The sequence below is a fragment of the Bacillus sp. Bwzl_19 genome (genome assembly GCF_054900515.1).
Map to the genome: position 1 here is coordinate 3428617 of NZ_CM142729.1, position 15158 is coordinate 3443774.

Consider the following 15158-nt stretch of genomic DNA (forward strand, 5'->3'; position numbering starts at 1 on the left):
CTCCTTCTCTATATATCATATCCGAAAGAGAATCATGCCAAAAGCGAAATGCTCTAACCAAAAAAAGACAGCCCGAAAAACGAGCCGTCTGACATTAAGAATTAAACAAATAGCTTTTATATTTCGTCAGCTGCACACTTGCGTTGTATACGATCCCGAAGCTGATTAATGTAGACAGCACCGAGCTCCCTCCATAGCTGACAAACAGCAGCGGAATTCCGGTAACCGGCATAATGCCGATATTCATCCCGATGTTCTGGAAGGTGTGAATCACGATAAGTGCAGTAAATCCTACGCAAAAAAACGCGCCGAATCGGTTAAAGGCATGCAAGCGGTCAATCAGCACCACAAGCCTGTAAATTAAAAAGAAAAACATAACAACGGCAATCGCGCAGCCTAAAAACCCAAAACTTTCACCCAAAATCGCAAAGATAAAGTCGGTCTGCCCCTCAGGTACGTACACCTTCAGATTATGAACGCCGTTTCCGGTAATGCCGCCTGATCCGATCGCCATAACGGCCTGATCCACCTGCCAGCTTTTATCACTCTCTGCCTGAGTCGTTGCCGCACTGGAGTCAGACATCCACGATGTAATCCGGTTGATTTGATAATCCGCAATGCCGATTGAATTCGCCACATGGGGAAATTCAATCACGAGCACTAAGAAAAGCCCGATAACAAGGGCGGCCGAACCGCCGATAATGGTGATCAGCTTCCAGTTTACACCTGACATAAACACCATCACCATCACGATAAACAGACAGATCGCACCCGTTCCGGCATCCTGCAAAACGATCAGTCCGATCGGAATAACCGTCCATGCCGCAATTTTCAAGAGCAGATTCACATCTTCCCGAAGTGATCTTTGATCTTTCGGTCCCGCCTTCGATATAATGGACGCGACCATCATCATAATTCCTATTTTCGTAAACTCAGAGGGTTGAAGGGTAAAGGTTCCGATTTGAAACCAGCTTTTCGCCCCGTTTTTAATCGGCGCGATAGATTCCGGCGCAACACGCAAAAGGAGCAGCGACAGCACGCCGGCAATTAATACGTACAGACTCAGTTTCTCAAGCTGCTCTAAATCAAAGTACAGCAATAATCCGATGAATCCCGCCCCTATAACATAGAAGACAATCTGTTTCATCCAGGCGCTGCCTCCATACTGCCCGAACTGTCCGGCCGCATAAATCGCAGCGACACTAATTATTAAAAACACACCAAATATAAAAATCAAATCCCCCTGATAATAGGGATTTTGCTGTTTCTTATATCGACTCATTCTATCCCGCCTTACATTTTCATCGGAAGTCACTATTGTTTATTATACATGAACACCGTTCAAGAAAACATGATGAGGTTGTTTCCTTTTTATTTTTTACGGTTTGGAGACTACACGACATATGACGTGTCAGAAAAGGAAATGTTTCGGTCATGATGAAACTTTTCCGATAAAAAACCCCTTCTCACCAGAAAAGGGGCAGCGGGAATATAGAAACCAATGAATTCAAATGACTTTACCTCATGTTTAATGTCATAAACAAGCTGTTCGGGTCCTCATTGTAGTCCCCAAACGGTTCACAATATTGAAACCCGGCTTTTTCATACAGCAGTCTGGCGGGAAGGAAAGCCTCCACAGAACCGGTTTCTAGGCTGAGACGCTGATAGCCCCGCCGCTTTGCTTCTTCAATTATATGGTGAAGAATTCGTTTGGCCACGCCTTTTCTGACATGCTGCGGGGAGGTTTTCATTGATTTCAGCTCACCGTGCCGGCTGTTAAGCTCCTTTAAGGCACCGCAGCCGAGCAGGACGCCGTCTTCCCTCGCACTCCAAAGCGTAACGTCAGGCTGACGCAGGCGGTCCGTATTGAGCGCGTGTATACTTTCCGGGGGAGAGCAGAGGGTCATGCTCTTCAGATGATCCTGCAAAAGCGCAATAACATCCGGCGCTGTAACATCGTCTTTATTTATGTTCATTTCAAAACCTACCTTAGTGTGCATGTTTTCTTTAAACATAACAAAGGTTCACAAGGCTGCGCCATCGCACTGTCTGAAAATGTGACAGGGTATTTGACCTTTCTGATTTCTATTACCTATCCAAAAATGGGGCAATAGTTGCAATACATTTCTCGAAAAAGCGGTATCAAAAATTGGAAAACATGGTATAATAATTGTAACAAAATGTTCAAAAAACGACCACAAAACAGACACATTTTATTCTCTGTATTTCATTTTGGAAACGCTCCCATAAAATGAAAGGAGACACGTAAGATGGACATGTTTTTTGCTTATTTACTGGTCGCAAGCGCAACACCCCTCTTTATCTGGCTTGATAACAAAAAAGTGGCTCTTTCGGCCATACCGCCAATCATTTTAATGTGGGTTTTCTTCTACTTTTACGCAACCAGCAGCCTATCCCCCCTCGGCCACACACTCATGATTATCCTGTTTGCCGTCAACGTCATCGTTGCCCATATCGCCGCCTTTATCATTTACGGCCTTCCGCGCCTGCGCCGGAGAAGAAGCCAATAAAGGCACAAAAAACCCTCTTCGCCTAAACGAAGAGGGTTTCTTTTTATTCGTGATGTTCGGAATGCTGCTTCGCACCGCCCGGAGGGTTTCCATCCATATGGTCACCGTGATGGTAGTGCGCCGCAAAGATCCAGATAGAACCAAGGATGATAACAATCGCTCCGAAAAATCCGAAGAGCGTGTTTCCGACTTGGATTCCGCCGTTTTCGCTTTCTGTCATGTGCATGAACATGAGAAGCTGCAGGCCGGCCTGAATAAATGCGAATCCGAAAATGATCCAGAGTTTTGCTGATGAGCTTAAATCTGTATATACCGCAACCCAAAGGGCCAGCAGGGTCAGAATAATAGACAACGCAAAACCTACGATATGCTTCCACGGAAAGTGGCTGTGTTCAGCAGATTTGTTTGCCATATTATAGTCCCCCCAATCCGATGAGATAGACGCCTGTAAAGATGAAGATCCAGACAACGTCTAAGAAGTGCCAGTATAAACTTGAGATAAAGATTTTTGAAGACGTCTGCGGCGTTAATCCGCGTTTCTTCAATTGCAGCAAGATGCCGGTAATCCAGAAGATACCGATCGTTACGTGCGTTCCGTGCGTTCCCAGAAGGACGAAGAATCCAGACCAGAAAGCACTTGTACCGAGAGATGCTCCTTCATGTACATAGTGAATGAACTCGTTAAGCTCACATCCTACGAAGCCTGCGCCGAGAAGAAGCGTAATGATCGTCCATATGACGACGCCTTTTAAACTTCCGCGACGCATTTCATGAACAGCGATCCCGCAGGTAAAACTGCTGATCAGAAGCAGGAATGTCATGATCATGACAAGCTTCACTTCAAATAATTCAGCCGGTAAGACTCCTCCTGCTGTTCTTCTTTGAAGAACGAAGAAGGTTGCAAATAGTGTTGAGAACAACACAATCTCTGCCCCTAAAAAGATCCAAAACCCGAGAATATTGAGTCTGCCGGTTTCAGATTGATATTCCATAGGCGCGTTAGAATTGCCGTGTTCTGCATGTTCCATAAATCACGCCTCCTTTATTCGGAAATCTTTCTTTCCGTCTCTTTTATTTCTTCAACAGGTATATAGTATCCATTGTCATATTCAAATGAACGAAGCACCATGCAAAGCAGAATGCCGATCAAGCCGACAATGCCCATCCAGAACCATTCAAAGACAAGTCCGAAGCCTGCAATACCGAACGCCACTGACATAATAAGCGGTCTGCCGGAGTTGTGCGGCATATGGATTTTCTTGAACTTGCTTTCCGGATGAATATCCACTTTGTCTTCTTTCAATTGCAGGTACGCATCTTGAGATTTCACTTCAGGAAGCACCGCAAAGTTGTAGTGCGGCGGAATCGCAGATGAAGTCGCCCACTCAAGCGTACGTCCCACGCCCCATGAATCTCCGCTGATCTCGCGAGTAGAGTAGCGGAAGCTGTAGTAGATGTTGTAGCAAAGGATTAAGAATCCGACACCCATCATGAAGGCTCCGACAGTTGAAATAAAGTTCAATGTAGTCCATCCGTCATTCGGTCCGTATGTGTAAATACGGCGAGGCATACCTTGCAGCCCCAAGAAGTATTGAGGGAAGAAACATACATTAAATCCGATCATAAAGATCCAGAAGAACCATTTTCCGATTCTCTCGTTCAGCTTGTGGCCGAACATTTTCGGATACCAGAAAATAAATCCTGCGAAACATGCAAATACCGTACCCGCGATCAGCACATAGTGGAAGTGAGATACGAGGAAGTACGTATTATGGTATTGATAATCCGCTGCAGCCATCGCGAGCATAACCCCTGTTACCCCGCCGATAACGAAGTTCGGGATGAACGCAAGCGCCCACAGCATCGGTGTTGTAAAGCTGATTCGGCCTTTATACATTGTAAAGAGCCAGTTAAAGATTTTAACCCCGGTCGGAACCGAAATCGCCATCGTTGTGATCGAGAAGAAAGAGTTAACAGACGCACTGTTCCCCATTGTGAAGAAGTGGTGAGTCCATACAAGGAAACTCAGGACGGAAATGGCGATAATAGAGCCGACCATCGCTTTGTAACCGAATAACTGCTTTCTTGCAAACGCTGAAATAATTTCAGAGAAAATACCGAAAGCCGGTAAGATAACGATATAAACTTCAGGGTGTCCCCAAATCCAGAATAAGTTAGCCCAAAGCATCGGCATACCGCCGGCTTCCAGCGTGAAAAAGTGAGCGCCGAACAAACGGTCAAATGATAGCAGCGCCAATGCCACTGTCAGAACAGGGAAGGCGAATACGATAATAACCATTGTAATCAGCGTCGTCCATGTGAACATCGGCATACGCATCAGCGTCATGCCTTTTGTACGCATTTTCAGGATCGTCACCATAAAGTTGATACCCGTCATCAGCGTACCGATACCGGCAATCTGAAGACCGAGCAAGTAGAAGTTCTCACCAGGCCCAGGGCTCATGTCGTTACTTGCCAGCGGCATGTAACTCGTCCAGCCTGCGTTCGGAGAACCTCCGATAACGAAAGAAATATTGAAAAGCATCGCACCTACGAAGAACGTCCAGAAACTCAGGTTGTTCAAGTACGGGAATGCTACGTCGCGCGCACCGATCTGCAAAGGTACGACAACGTTGATCAGACCGATTAAAAACGGCATCGCCATGAAGATAATCATGATCGTACCGTGAGTCGTAAAGATCTCATTATAGTGGTTTGAGTCTAAAAAATTGTTATTAGGAAGCGCTAACTGGGCACGCATCATCAAGCCGTCGACCCCGCCGCGGAACAGCATGATAACAGCAGAGATAATGTACATGATTCCAAGTTTCTTATGGTCTACAGACGTCAGCCATTCAGACCAGAGCCACTTCCACTTTTTGAAGTATGTGAGTACTACGATGATAGCAATAGTGGAAAGCGCAATGGAAACTTGTGCGCCCAGAATTAATGGGTCACCTGTTACAAAAAATTCATCCCATCTCAATTTCATTCGGGCTTCCTCCTTTCTTGTTCAATTTCAATCTTGTTTATCGTCGGATACTTTAAATTCGTTTTTCTTAACATCTTCCCACGGATCTGTTTTAGAGTGCGGTGATACGGCTTTGTAGCCAAGGCGTTTGCGCGCCTCCATCGCATATTCGGCATCTTGGCCGTGGTCAACGTATTTTAAGTGTGTAGAAGAGAACGTTAATTTACCGACATTCTCCGGAAGCATCAGTTCGTCATACTTCTCTTTCGTCAGCTTTGGAGAATCGCTTTGGGCTTTTTTCACCCAGTTGTTAAAGTCTTTTTGCGTAACTGCTTTTACGTTGAATTTCTGGTCGGCAAAGTGTTCGCCGGTGAAGTTCGCGTTGCGGCCTTCATATGTTCCCACTTTGTCAGCCTGTAAGTATTGATCCATCAGCATTCCTGCCATCGCGTATTTTTGTCCCCCGAGCTGAGGAATCCATAGCGACGCCATTGAATCGGCTGAAGAAATTTTAAATAAAACCGGACGGTCTACAGGAATGTTCAGGTAGTTAACCGTCTCAATATCCTGCTCTGGGTAACTGAATACCCATTTCCAGTCTACCGAAGTAGCATAAACGACAAGAGGTTCTTTATCCTTAGTCGCTTCAGGCGCTTTTTCTAACGAATATATCGTCTGTACGGTAGGCACAGAAAGTGCAATGACAATTAAAATTGGGATCACTGTCCAGACTACTTCTAAGAACGTGTTGCCGTGCATGTCTGGCTTGTAATTTCCGCTGTCTTTGCCTTTGCGGTCGCGGTATTTCACTAAAATGATTGTAAATAGTACGAATACGACGCCGACAATGAACAGCATAAATCCGATTGACAAGAGAATCAGATCTTTTTGCTGGTCTGCAACAGGTCCTTTCGGATCTAACACGGAAATGTCGCTGCATCCGCCCAGTACGAAAACAACAGCCAACATCGCTAATAAAAGTAACGGTTTAAATGCTCTGAACAAGAAGATCACCATCCTTCCTATTGATGTAGTGAATCTGAAATGTACTTTCTCAAAATCTTTTCTCTATCTACCTTGTTATGCTATCAAAATCTGCCCTTATTAGCTTTATTTTTTTCTAAAGTTCATCTTTTTTTCGCCCTGATGTCACAAAATCGACAAAAAATGCATGAACTTTTTCCACTTGCATAAATCAAAGTTAAAAAGTTTTAGATCATTTAGCATATATAGAGAAAAAAGATAGTGAGAACGAATAATACCAAATAAAGGTTTACCATAATAAAATACGCTGGTCAACAAAAAGTTTCATTTTGTTAACCATTCCACAAAGAAAATATTTTTTCCTTTGCTCACACCTTTTCACACGTTTTCCATTTTAACGCAACGCATGGTGAAAAAAAAGAGATGAACGCGCGTTGATATGTTCATTATAAAAAACACATTCATATGTTTAATATGGACAAAACGAAGGAAACATATAGGCATAAATAATAAAAAATAGGAAGTGATATTTATGGGTTTTATCGTATCTCTGATTGTAGCTATTATTATCGGCTGGATCGGAAGTTTATTTGTAAAAGGAAGTATGCCCGGGGGAATTATCGGGTCAATGATCGCCGGTCTGATCGGCGCATGGATCGGGCACGGCCTGCTCGGCACATGGGGTCCGCACCTTGCCGGCTTTGCCATCATTCCGGCAATCATCGGAGCGGCGATCGTGGTATTTCTGTTCAGCCTCATCGCCAGAAGCAGAGGATAAAAAAAGCCTCGTCCCTTATGGGATGAGGCTTTTTTCCGGTAGAGCGTCCAAATGGCTGATAAAACGCCGGAAAGCCGCTCTGCCTTCTTCTGTCTGTTTAAAGACGCCGGCATGCTCCAGTATCCGGGCAAAAACATGTCCGATTTCTTCTTTTAGAATCTGTTCCGCGTTTTCTTTCGTTACCTTCCGCTTGTGCAGCACGCTGAGCGCCCACTCCTTATGCTTGGCCGCAGAAGGATCGGCCGTTAAAGCCGCCTCCGGGTCCGGTGAACACAGCGCTTCAGCCGTGCGGATCATCTCTTCTTCAAGACGCCCCGGCAGAATCGCAAGCCCCATCACCTCAATCAGTCCGATATTTTCTTTTTTCAGATGATGAACTTCCTGATGAGGATGAAAAATTCCCAGCGGATGCTCATCTGAGGTGCGGTTATTTCTGAGGACGAGATCTAATTCGAATAAACCGTTTCTCCGCCGGGCAATCGGTGTAATTGTATTGTGCGGTGTCTCCCCTGAATAGGCGAGGATATCCGCCGCCTCATCGGAATAGCCGCGCCATGCCCGTAAGATGGAGTCCGCCGCGTCAGAAAGCTCAGACGCGCTCTCGCTTTGCAGACGGATGACCGACATCGGCCACTTCACGACACCCAAAGCCGTATTCGGATAATCAGGCAGCCTGTAACGGCTTTCTGTCTCCGCCTGCGCCATCGGGAACTCGTGATCGCCACCTTGAAAATGATCGTGGCTTAAAATACTGCCGCCGACAATCGGCAGATCAGCATTGGAACCGAGAAAATAATGAGGATACTGGCTGACGAACGACAGCAGCCTGTCAAACGTTTTTTTGCTGATCTTCATCGGTTCGTGCCGGTCTTTCAAAACGATGCAATGCTCCCGGTAATACACATACGGAGAAAATTGCAGAAACCACTGCTCATCACCGAGAATCACCGGGATGACGCGAAGATTTTGACGCGCGGGATGATCCGGCCTTCCTTCATATCCGACATTTTCTTTACAGAGAACACATCTCGGGTAATCGGATTGCGGCTGCTCTTTGGCAGCGGCAATTGCTTTCGGATCTTTTTCCGGTTTTGAAAGGTTGATCGTGATGTCCAGCTTTCCGTAAGCCGTCTCAGCCGTCCACCCGATATTCCGCTGAATTCTGTCCGAACGGATATAATACACATCCTCTGAAAATCGGTAAAACGCCTTTGTCGCCTGCTCCGGACCGTGCACTGCCTTTGTTTCTTCAAAACGCCGGACAATCTCTGACGGCTGCGGGGCAAAACAGCCCATGATCTTCGCGCTTAGCAGATCGCGATATGTGTCTGTATCGGCTGCAATCCGGCCCGTCTCTGCGGCCCATTCATAAATCGGGGCTAATATGTCCGGCAGAGGCGCCGCCGAGTCAATTTCTATCTGTTCTGAAGGCTCCGGATGGGTTATGTGCAGCGTTTCATATAAACGGTTTCTTGTATATTCAATATCAAGAAATGAAATCAGCTCTTTTTGCAGTCCGTACCGGATTAAACGTTCTACGTGCCGCTCAATCGCCATTGTCATCCCCCTTTAGTTCTCTCGCTCCGGCCCCGATATCCGCCGTATAAAAGTCAGCCTTTCTCCCGGTCTGTTCCTCATAATGGGCCCCTGCCGTTTCAATAAAATCTGAAACGGCCTCGTCCTTGACGATACTGACCGTACAGCCGCCGAAACCGGCTCCCGTCATCCTTGACCCGACAACCCCGGCATGGCGCCATGCCGCTTCTGCCAGTGTATCCAGCTCAAGACTTGTCACCTCGTAGTCATCGCGTAAAGAAAGATGCGAATCCCTCATTAATTCGCCGATGTGATGAAGCTGATTGCTGCTGAACATCGCGGCCGCCTTTTGGGTGCGGTGGTTTTCATAGACGGCGTGTTTTGCCCGGCGCCTGTTCACTTCATTCTGAATCAGCTCCGCATGAGCGTCAAAAGCGGAAGGCGACAGCTCCCCGAGTGACTGAATGGAAAGGTGCTTCTGCAGATCAAAAAGCGCTTCCCGGCACTCCTTGAGCCTCGTATTATAGCTTGAGTCTGCAAGCGTTCGTTTTTTATTGGTATTCGCAATAACGATCGACAGTCCAGACATCCCGAGTTTCGTATATTCAAAGGCGAGCGTCCCGCAATTCAGCAGGATCGCGTGATCTTTCTTTCCCATCCCGATGGCGAATTGATCCATAATGCCGCAGCTGACGCCGATAAAGGAATTTTCCGCCGCCTGAGCGAGTTTCACCAAGTCGATCATATCCGCATCAAGCCCATGGCATTCCTTGAGAATGACCGCCGTGACAAGTTCAATGGAAGCTGATGATGACAGCCCTGCGCCATTCGGGATATTTCCTAAGAATACAATATCGAAGCCGTGCGGAAGAGAAAAACCGCTGCCGAGATATTCCGCCATGACGCCTTTCGGATAATTGGCCCACCCGTCCTCTTTTTGGTAGCGGATCTCATCGAGACTGCATTCCTTTATGCCTGCTTCCTTAAAATTATCAGAGTACATTCTGACGAGCCTGTCCCCTCTCTCCCGGACGGCTGCATATGTACCGATCGTAAGCGCGCACGGAAAGACGTGGCCTCCGTTATAATCCGTATGCTCTCCGATGAGATTCACTCTGCCGGGCGCAAAGAAAATACGCAGGTCCTCCGATTCCCCGAATACATCAGCAAACGCTTTCTTTATTTTGTGTTTCATACGTATCCCCTTTCCCGTTACTCTTTCCCCCAAGGCTCGGAAAGAAACCGTTATGACACGCCCTCTTCTTTCGCTTTTCTGAAGACAATCCACTTGCTGGCCGCATAGTTGACGACTACGATAATGACGTTGTCGGCGATTTTCGCCAAAGTTTCGTTCATATGAAATTGACTGACCAGAAGAATCATCATGGCGAGATCTATGCCGAGAGACAATACCCGCACGCTGAAAAAGGCTGTCAGTTCTTTCATCAGACTCCGCATCCCCGCGGTTTTTTGCTGAAATACATACAGTTTATTCGTGACATAAGCAAATAGAACGGACAGAATCCACGCAGCGACGGTCGCCATCTTGTAATCCATCTGAAACACCGACGTCAGAATGTAAAAACTGACGATGTTCACGATCGTCGTGAAAACACCCATAATGATATACATCATAATTTCTCTGTAGCGCATGGCAATTCCTCGCTTTCTGAAAAACTTTTCTAAAACTTTTGTCAAATAAAGACGAACTTACCCTGATTTTCTGTTACTGAAAAAAACAGAGAGCGCGTCAAAAAGGCTGCGGAAGGTGACGGAGCGCCCCAGCACGTTTGATTGCTTAATCATGCCGTCAATGAGCGCGCACATCATTCTGGCGGTGTATTCCGTATCAATTTGTTCTTCTATTAAATTTCTCGATTTGAGCCAATTTATGTACAAGCAGCTTTCTTCAATCCATAGCTCGTAAAGACGGATGTAGGCTTCATATTCCTGTACCACCTTGTAATTGGGCATGTGAAGGGCAAAGGACACGATGTTCCATGCCGGTTTGCTGTTAATAAGATGCATCAGCAAGTCAGCCGCGCTTCTTGCCGCTTCATAAAGTGTCAGCGGCCTGGCTGATTGCCGTTCTATTTCGTCGAGATAGCCGGTAATGATCCTTTTTTTGATCTGATGCCTGTCTAACAAATGCTTCAGGAAATCTTCTTTGCTTTCAAAATGAACGTAAAACGCGCCTTTGCTGTAACCCGCGGCTTTGCTGATTTCATCTATCGATACTGTATCGTAAGCTCGGTCAATTAACAAATGAAGGCCTGCGTCAATAAAACTTTCAAATGTTTCTTCTCTCTTAATTTTAAATACCCCAGCTGTTTGATCTTCACTTTATCTTACACCGAATCATTCTTTTGCGGTATTTTTTATGTAAAAAGAATATGTTAGTTCGACGTTCAAAGGGTAAATGTTAATAGGTCAGATGGTTTATTTTCATTTACATACTATCCAGTCAGTATTTAATTGTTTATTATTATATGTAAGATTTCTTGAAGGATTTTGGGTATTTCAGTCATTTTCTTAGGGAATAGGTAGGTGAATTCATCTTCAATTTGGGATTACCGGCCAACTATGTGTGATATTTGTTATACATTGGCTGCTGTAGCTGGGCAAATCAATTTTTCAATTGGAGGTTCTTATGAAAACTCATGTAATGAAAGAGATAGATCAAGATTGGCATTTGTTAATTCAAGAGGCTAGAATCATGGGTTTGCACATTGACGATGTAAGGCGATTCTTAAATGCTGAAAAAGCGGTGAAGAAAAAAACACCAATGAAAAACACCATCCGCCAGCGGTAAGATTACAGGCGGATCCTTTTACTATTTAACACAGTCCGCCCGCACCCGAGTTTTCAAAGGAACACCCGCAATCTTATGAGGGGAATCAGAGAATAAAACCGTATACCGGACAACCATTCCCGCCCGCATTCCGCTACCTGAACAGCCAAACATGGTGATATGAGATCCCCCCGCTGCATATCTTGTGTATTATGCCGATTTACGAGGTGATACACAGATGGATACGAATCCCTATTATGATGAAAAACAACAGAACTACTACGAAGGCCTGAATCCTTATTTATTAAAAAAAATAGACAAAAACTGGCGTACAGTGCTTGATGTCGGCTGCGGCACCGGTAATTTAGGCGCGGCAATTGAAGACCGCGGAATAACGGTTTACGGTATTGAAGCGTATCCCGAAGCAGCTGAAAAGGCGGAAAACAAATTGAGCCACGTGCTTTGCGGCGACATTGAATCCGCCATTCTTCCGTACAAATCAGAGCAATTCGACTGTATGCTGTTCGGAGACGTACTGGAGCATCTTGTCGACCCGTGGTCAGTGCTGAAAAAACTTCGCCCTTATTTAAAAAAAGACGGCACAGTGCTTGCATGCATACCGAATGTCGGCCATATCTCGGTGGTGCTTGAGCTTTTAGCCGGCAAATGGACTTACAGAGATGCCGGATTAATGGATCAGACCCACCTGCGTTTTTTTACGCGTGAAGAGACTCTTTCCTTATTTAAAGCCTCCGGTTATGAGGTGAAAAGCATTGAGGCGATCCGTGTTGATCATCCCTCTTATCACAAGGCCATCGCATCTTTGCACGAAGTCTGCGTACAGCTTGGCATAAGACATGATTTTCTGACAGAGGCATCGGCCTATCAATATGTGATTGAGGCTGAGAGGAGCATGTAATGGATGCGCATTCGTTTCTGTTTGTCGTCTGTGTGAATGATGAATCGCTTTACTCCCAATGCAAAAACCATATCCTGCAGCTTACCGTTCCCCCCTCACACTCCGTTGATATCATGCCGGTATACGATTCAGAGAGCATGACCTCCTCCTACAACAAAGCGCTGAAACACCCTGCCAAATATAAAATTTATCTGCATCAGGATACATTTATCATTCATCAGCATTTCCTGCGAGACATGCTTCATATCTTTCAATCTCATCGGGAGCTCGGCCTTCTCGGTGTCGCCGGCTGCAAAACTCTGCCGCCGAACGGTATTTGGTGGGAAAGCGGGCATCGGCTGGGAAAAGTGATTGAATACCGGGTGAATGGTTACCGCCCTCTGGAATTTGAAAACAGCGAAGAAAACGGCCTGTTTACGCATGCTGACGCCATTGACGGATTGTTAATGGCCGCTCAATATGACGTAGAGTGGCGGGAGGATTTGTTTCGCGGCTTTCATTTTTACGACACATCACAGTCGCTTGAATTTCAAAAACACGGCTATCAAGTCGGCGTCGCCTGCCAGAAAGAGCCTTGGTGCCTTCATTTTTGCGGTGATTCATTTGACGCCGCGGCATATGAAGCGGACAGACAAACATTTGTCAAACACTATATGGGAAAGCCCTCTTGCTGATGCAGAGGGCTTTTTACAGTTACCGTTTATTCAATTCCCGCTCAATGATTTGTTCAAAGGTTTCCTTTCCCGCTGCGCCCGGGATTCTTTCATCGCCGATGATAAACGTCGGCACTGCGGTAATGCCGGCTTCCTCATAGGCATGGCGGAGCGCTTCCCGCTGCATGTGTCTGTACGCCCTTGTCTCAAGCGCCTCTTTGAACGCGCCGCCCGTCAAGTCCGGCTTCTTCCGCAAGCTTTGTCAGGACGTTAATGTCACCGATATTTTGTTCTTCCTGAAAGAACGCCCGAAAAACGCGTGTATGGTATTCGCTTTCTTTCCCATGTTCCTTCGCAAAATGGAAGCCTTCAAACGCCAAATCCGTGTAAGGATGCGGTGATACGCGGGGGAACGTTATATCAACGCCTAAAGACCGCGCCATCGGTTCAATTGAGTTTTCCCACATCTGCCGCTTGGCGGGGTCATTCACCGGATCAAGTTTCGGTGAGGGGCTCGGACGCAATTCAAACGGCATCCATTCCACCTGTACGTCCTTGTCCTTAATTGCTTCTTCAAACGCCGCTTTGCCGACAAAGCAAAACGGACATACATAATCAGAATATACTTTAATCTGCAGTGTCATTGTAAATCTCCTTTCTTTTTCATTTTAAGTTGTAACATAAATAGTTACAAGTATTTTTTTAAAAAAACACCCTCCCTATGGAAGGTGTCACGATTCCAGCAGCCTCTGGGCGATATATTCTCCTTTTTTACAGCCGCCGGGACAGGCGAATAAGGAGGAGCCGATCGTTTGTGTGTATTCATTCAGCGCATCCTTTGCCGCCAAAGCTTTCAGCATCGGGACAAATTGGCGGTCCGGGTCTTTTTGAAAGCTGATAAACAGCAGGCCTGCGTCAACATAGCCCGTCTTCGGATCAATTCCGTCCGTATAGGAAAATGCCCGCCGCAGAATCTGTCTGCCGGTTGATTTCGCCACGCTGACATGTGAGTCGGCGGGAATTTGATTCAGCTTGACGGGATCGGTTTCCTTTTTTTGTCCGAAAGGCGCGCCCGAGCTTTTCATTCGTCCGAACGTGTCTTCCTGATCTTTCAAGGATGAACGGTCCCATATTTCTAAAAACATTTTAATTTTTCTAAACGCCATGTACGTGCCGCCCGTCATCCAGTCCGGCTCCCCTGATTGAACCCAAACGATTGAATTCATCAGGTTTTCATCCTTCGTGCTTTGGTTGCCGGTGCCGTCTTTGAATCCGAAAAGGTTGCGCGGGGTTTCGCCGTTTTTTCCGCCGCTTAAGAAACCTTTATTGAGAAAGCGGACTTCACACACGCCGACGGCCTGTTTAATCAGATTGCGCACCGCGTGGAACGCACTCTGTTCATTATCCGCGCAGACTTGTATGACGATATCACCGCCGCCTTGTTTCTTATCGAGTTTGTCGTTAGGCATCGGCGGAATATCGGCGAGGTGCTTCGGTTTTTTATCCTTCAGTCCGAAGCGGTCCTTCCCGTCTTTCTCGAAAAAACCGGGGCCGAAGCCGAAGGTAACGGTTAAATTCGCCGGTGCCAGATCCTGCGACTCCCCGGTATCCTGCGGAGGCATATATTTATTTTTCTGTTCGCCTGACAGGGCGGCGCCTGAGGTCAGCAGCTGCGTCAGACTGGTCCAATTTCTGAAAAGGGAGATGACATCAGCTTTGTCGCTTGACATGACATCAAGCGCCGCAAAATACACATACGTCTGGTGCGCCGTTGTGATTCCCGCTTGGTGCTTTCCGTAAAAAGGAACGATTTGATCACTTTCACTTTTCCCTTGACTCTTCTTTGAAGCGGTGGCCGCCGGTTTGAAAAGCGGCGCGAGTCCTCCGAGGCCGCTCGCTCCGACAGCGACGGCGGCGCCCGCTACGGCGCCCCACTTCAGAACATCCCGTCTGTGAATCTGTTTTTCCTTGTTTTGTTCATCGCTCATGCTGTGT

Annotated in this window: 16 protein-coding genes and 1 pseudogene; 5 read left to right on the top strand and 12 right to left on the bottom strand. The window is 46.5% G+C overall.

Annotation, left to right across the window (positions count from 1 at the left end; translation table 11 throughout):
• Positions 1–94 precede the first annotated feature (94 nt).
• Both ACW5MY_RS18200 and ACW5MY_RS18205 read right to left on the bottom strand, forming a co-directional pair.
• A complete protein-coding gene (locus tag ACW5MY_RS18200) occupies positions 95–1282 on the bottom strand; it encodes an FtsW/RodA/SpoVE family cell cycle protein (protein WP_013354027.1) in 1188 nt (395 codons plus the stop codon).
• 235 nt (positions 1283–1517) lie between these two features.
• Complete coding sequence (locus ACW5MY_RS18205; RefSeq protein WP_014471209.1) at positions 1518–1976, bottom strand: GNAT family N-acetyltransferase; 459 nt, start codon at positions 1974–1976, stop codon at positions 1518–1520.
• 294 nt (positions 1977–2270) lie between these two features.
• Between ACW5MY_RS18205 and ywcE the strand changes: the two genes are divergently transcribed.
• Positions 2271–2531, top strand: coding sequence for a spore morphogenesis/germination protein YwcE (gene ywcE / locus ACW5MY_RS18210; protein WP_003150937.1), 261 nt, complete (start codon positions 2271–2273; stop codon positions 2529–2531).
• A gap of 43 nt (positions 2532–2574) precedes the next feature.
• Here the strand turns inward: ywcE and qoxD are convergent, their stop codons facing one another.
• The 4 genes from qoxD to qoxA are packed head-to-tail and all read right to left on the bottom strand — an operon-like array spanning position 2575 to position 6516.
• Positions 2575–2943, bottom strand: coding sequence for a cytochrome aa3 quinol oxidase subunit IV (gene qoxD / locus ACW5MY_RS18215; RefSeq protein ID WP_013354029.1), 369 nt, complete (start codon positions 2941–2943; stop codon positions 2575–2577).
• A gap of 1 nt (position 2944) precedes the next feature.
• Complete coding sequence (gene qoxC, locus ACW5MY_RS18220; RefSeq protein ID WP_013354030.1) at positions 2945–3559, bottom strand: cytochrome aa3 quinol oxidase subunit III; 615 nt, start codon at positions 3557–3559, stop codon at positions 2945–2947.
• Positions 3560–3573: 14 nt separating this feature from the next.
• Positions 3574–5523 carry a cytochrome aa3 quinol oxidase subunit I gene (gene qoxB / locus ACW5MY_RS18225; RefSeq protein ID WP_013354031.1) on the bottom strand — a complete coding sequence of 650 codons (1950 nt, stop codon included), beginning with the start codon at positions 5521–5523 and terminating at the stop codon, positions 3574–3576.
• Positions 5524–5550: 27 nt separating this feature from the next.
• On the bottom strand, positions 5551–6516 hold the full coding sequence (gene qoxA / locus ACW5MY_RS18230; protein WP_088030703.1) for a cytochrome aa3 quinol oxidase subunit II: 966 nt from the start codon (positions 6514–6516) through the stop codon (positions 5551–5553).
• 502 nt (positions 6517–7018) lie between these two features.
• On the opposite strand from qoxA, the gene ACW5MY_RS18235 reads away from it, so the two are divergent.
• Positions 7019–7264, top strand: coding sequence for a GlsB/YeaQ/YmgE family stress response membrane protein (locus ACW5MY_RS18235; RefSeq protein ID WP_003150926.1), 246 nt, complete (start codon positions 7019–7021; stop codon positions 7262–7264).
• Between the two features lie 15 nt (positions 7265–7279).
• Here the strand turns inward: ACW5MY_RS18235 and galT are convergent, their stop codons facing one another.
• The 4 genes from galT to ACW5MY_RS18255 all read right to left on the bottom strand — a co-directional run bounded on the left by galT (position 7280) and on the right by ACW5MY_RS18255 (position 11113).
• Entirely contained in the window at positions 7280–8821 is a 1542-nt protein-coding gene (gene galT / locus ACW5MY_RS18240) for a UDP-glucose--hexose-1-phosphate uridylyltransferase (RefSeq protein ID WP_013354033.1), read from the bottom strand.
• A complete protein-coding gene (locus ACW5MY_RS18245) occupies positions 8811–9995 on the bottom strand; it encodes a galactokinase (protein WP_013354034.1) in 1185 nt (394 codons plus the stop codon). Before ACW5MY_RS18245 ends, galT begins: the two co-directional genes overlap by 11 nt.
• Before the next feature lie 50 nt (positions 9996–10045).
• Positions 10046–10432, bottom strand: a complete 387-nt coding sequence (locus ACW5MY_RS18250) for a GtrA family protein (RefSeq protein ID WP_038463302.1) — start codon at positions 10430–10432, stop codon at positions 10046–10048.
• 78 nt (positions 10433–10510) lie between these two features.
• Positions 10511–11113, bottom strand: coding sequence for a TetR/AcrR family transcriptional regulator (locus tag ACW5MY_RS18255; protein ID WP_462061914.1), 603 nt, complete (start codon positions 11111–11113; stop codon positions 10511–10513).
• Positions 11114–11450: 337 nt separating this feature from the next.
• Between ACW5MY_RS18255 and ACW5MY_RS18260 the strand changes: the two genes are divergently transcribed.
• The 3 genes from ACW5MY_RS18260 to ACW5MY_RS18270 all read left to right on the top strand — a co-directional run bounded on the left by ACW5MY_RS18260 (position 11451) and on the right by ACW5MY_RS18270 (position 13184).
• Positions 11451–11612, top strand: coding sequence for an anti-repressor SinI family protein (locus ACW5MY_RS18260; RefSeq protein WP_013354037.1), 162 nt, complete (start codon positions 11451–11453; stop codon positions 11610–11612).
• Positions 11613–11829: 217 nt separating this feature from the next.
• Positions 11830–12510, top strand: coding sequence for a class I SAM-dependent methyltransferase (locus ACW5MY_RS18265; protein WP_013354038.1), 681 nt, complete (start codon positions 11830–11832; stop codon positions 12508–12510).
• Positions 12510–13184 (top strand): glycosyltransferase family protein, encoded by a 675-nt coding sequence (locus ACW5MY_RS18270; protein ID WP_013354039.1) that lies wholly within the window; start codon positions 12510–12512, stop codon positions 13182–13184. The genes ACW5MY_RS18265 and ACW5MY_RS18270 overlap by 1 nt, the downstream gene beginning before the upstream one ends.
• Positions 13185–13203: 19 nt before the next feature.
• Here ACW5MY_RS18270 and ACW5MY_RS18275 read toward each other — a convergent pair.
• Positions 13204–13807 (bottom strand): annotated as a pseudogene (locus tag ACW5MY_RS18275) (DsbA family oxidoreductase).
• An 87-nt stretch (positions 13808–13894) separates the two neighbouring features.
• Positions 13895–15151, bottom strand: a complete 1257-nt coding sequence (gene efeB / locus ACW5MY_RS18280; protein WP_013354041.1) for an iron uptake transporter deferrochelatase/peroxidase subunit — start codon at positions 15149–15151, stop codon at positions 13895–13897.
• Between the last annotated feature and the right edge of the window lie 7 nt (positions 15152–15158).

Excerpts from the sequence above, each read along its gene's own strand:
- ACW5MY_RS18200 (WP_013354027.1), bottom strand. The coding sequence starts at position 1,282 with ATGAGTCGATATAAGAAACAGCAAAATCCCTATTATCAGGGGGATTTG.
- ACW5MY_RS18205 (WP_014471209.1), bottom strand. The coding sequence starts at position 1,976 with ATGAACATAAATAAAGACGATGTTACAGCGCCGGATGTTATTGCGCTT.
- ywcE (WP_003150937.1), top strand. The coding sequence starts at position 2,271 with ATGGACATGTTTTTTGCTTATTTACTGGTCGCAAGCGCAACACCCCTC.
- qoxD (WP_013354029.1), bottom strand. The coding sequence starts at position 2,943 with ATGGCAAACAAATCTGCTGAACACAGCCACTTTCCGTGGAAGCATATC.
- qoxC (WP_013354030.1), bottom strand. The coding sequence starts at position 3,559 with ATGGAACATGCAGAACACGGCAATTCTAACGCGCCTATGGAATATCAA.
- qoxB (WP_013354031.1), bottom strand. The coding sequence starts at position 5,523 with ATGAAATTGAGATGGGATGAATTTTTTGTAACAGGTGACCCATTAATT.
- ACW5MY_RS18235 (WP_003150926.1), top strand. The coding sequence starts at position 7,019 with ATGGGTTTTATCGTATCTCTGATTGTAGCTATTATTATCGGCTGGATC.
- galT (WP_013354033.1), bottom strand. The coding sequence starts at position 8,821 with ATGGCGATTGAGCGGCACGTAGAACGTTTAATCCGGTACGGACTGCAA.
- ACW5MY_RS18245 (WP_013354034.1), bottom strand. The coding sequence starts at position 9,995 with ATGAAACACAAAATAAAGAAAGCGTTTGCTGATGTATTCGGGGAATCG.
- ACW5MY_RS18250 (WP_038463302.1), bottom strand. The coding sequence starts at position 10,432 with ATGTATATCATTATGGGTGTTTTCACGACGATCGTGAACATCGTCAGT.
- ACW5MY_RS18260 (WP_013354037.1), top strand. The coding sequence starts at position 11,451 with ATGAAAACTCATGTAATGAAAGAGATAGATCAAGATTGGCATTTGTTA.
- ACW5MY_RS18265 (WP_013354038.1), top strand. The coding sequence starts at position 11,830 with ATGGATACGAATCCCTATTATGATGAAAAACAACAGAACTACTACGAA.
- ACW5MY_RS18270 (WP_013354039.1), top strand. The coding sequence starts at position 12,510 with ATGGATGCGCATTCGTTTCTGTTTGTCGTCTGTGTGAATGATGAATCG.
- efeB (WP_013354041.1), bottom strand. The coding sequence starts at position 15,151 with ATGAGCGATGAACAAAACAAGGAAAAACAGATTCACAGACGGGATGTT.